Genomic DNA, 1,550 nt, shown 5'->3' on the forward strand with positions numbered 1-1,550 from the left:
ACAGTCCACCAAACCCGGCCGTTCCGGTGTGCCACTTACCGCTGACAGGACGTGCCAATCAGCGCTGACATTTACACCCCACGCAAATCAAGGGTTTTTGAAGCCTGATTTCAGGAAGGTTCAATTGGGACAACGCGCCGCCATCTACGCCAGGGTCTCGACCGCCGACCAGTCGTGTGAGCGGCAGCTGCGTGACCTCGCCGGTTTCGCCGAGCGTGGCGGCTATGAGGTCATCGACGTTTTCCGCGAAACCGCCTCAGGGATGAAGGCCAACCGCTCGGCGCGCGCCGAAGTGATGAAACTGGCGCAGGCCCGCCACATCGATGCGATCCTTGTCACCGAACTCAGCCGGTGGGGACGCTCGACCCAGGACCTGCTCGATACGCTGAACCGGCTGTCGGGTTGGCGGGTATCGGTAGTCGCGATGAGCGGCATGACGTTCGAGGTCGATACACCGCACGGGCGAATGATGGCTACGATGCTCGCCGGCATCGCGCAATTCGAGCGCGACATGCTGAGCGAGCGCGTTCGGTCCGGTCTCGCCGCGGCGCGGGCGCGGGGTCGCAAACTCGGGCGACAGTCCGGCGACCGCCCCAAGTCCGACCGGCTCGCCCCCAAGGTGCTGGCGCTCGTTGCCGAAGGTCGCAGCTATCGTTGGATCGCGCGCGACCTCGGCCTCAGCAAGAACACCGTCGCCGCGATCGTGGGGCGGGCGCGGTTGGACACGGCCCCTGACATTGAAATAGCAGAGTAATCAGTTTTCACCTCCCGCCCCCGCCGAGAGGGCGCCAGTCGCCCCATATCGGCCTGTCGCTGAAGCTGCCGTACATTCATCGACCAGCAGATTGGGTGCCGCTTGTCGGACGCGACGCCAGTCTAACGGGCAAACCTGCTGAACAACCCCCATCCCGCCAAGCCGGCGGCTGTACCCAGCGTACCGGCAATCAGATAAGCACCGACCGCGTTGCTCGGGGTGAACAGCCCACCCGTGACATAGCCAATGATGACGGCGCTGCTCGTGACTGCGCCGTAAATAGCTGCAACCTTCCCATGGTGGTCGGTCGGCGTTTCGTTTTGCAGCATCGTGCGTACCGCCACATTGTGCACGCTGTTGGCAACTCCGCCGAATACGAAAACCATCCCGATCAACATGATGGTGGCCGCGCCGACCAAAGCGGCGCTGCCGATCACCAGCATGGTTACGCCAATCATAGTGGCCGCAACGAAAGCCAAAGGAGCAGGTCGGCGCATCGGCCGCGCACCTGCCGCGAGAGCGCCCAGGATCATGCCGGCGGCCCAGCAAGCGGTTACCAGGCCAAATGCGAGGGGGCCTTGCTTCAGCGTCACTGTGATCAGGAACACGAATGCTACATCTGCGATGGCAGAGGCAAAGACCTCCAAAGCCAGCGATCCTGTCATCACCGTGATCCGCCGGTTGCGGAGGATCGGCCAGTACTCGGCGAGCAATGTACGAGGTTCCTGCTCATCCGGCGCTATCGGCCGGCGCAAGCCGCTGGCCAGGATCACGGTGGCGAGCAAGACGTAGCTGG

2 protein-coding genes are annotated in these 1,550 nt (G+C 63.4%); one reads left to right on the forward strand and one right to left on the reverse strand.

From position 1 onward, the window contains the following. Nucleotides 1-124 precede the first annotated feature (124 nt). The gene (locus tag ACH0BU_RS18015) at nt 125-754 is read left to right on the forward strand and encodes a recombinase family protein (RefSeq protein WP_066478108.1); all 630 of its coding nucleotides are present in this window, start codon (nt 125-127) and stop codon (nt 752-754) included. Nucleotides 755-876: 122 nt separating this feature from the next. Here ACH0BU_RS18015 and ACH0BU_RS18020 read toward each other — a convergent pair. After that, a partial coding sequence (locus ACH0BU_RS18020) for an MFS transporter (RefSeq protein ID WP_500264475.1) occupies nt 877-1,550 on the reverse strand: 674 nt, incomplete at its 5' end.

Origin of the sequence: Sphingomonas olei (assembly GCF_045369765.1) — a bacterium.
GTDB classification, from domain to species: domain Bacteria; phylum Pseudomonadota; class Alphaproteobacteria; order Sphingomonadales; family Sphingomonadaceae; genus Sphingomonas; species Sphingomonas panaciterrae.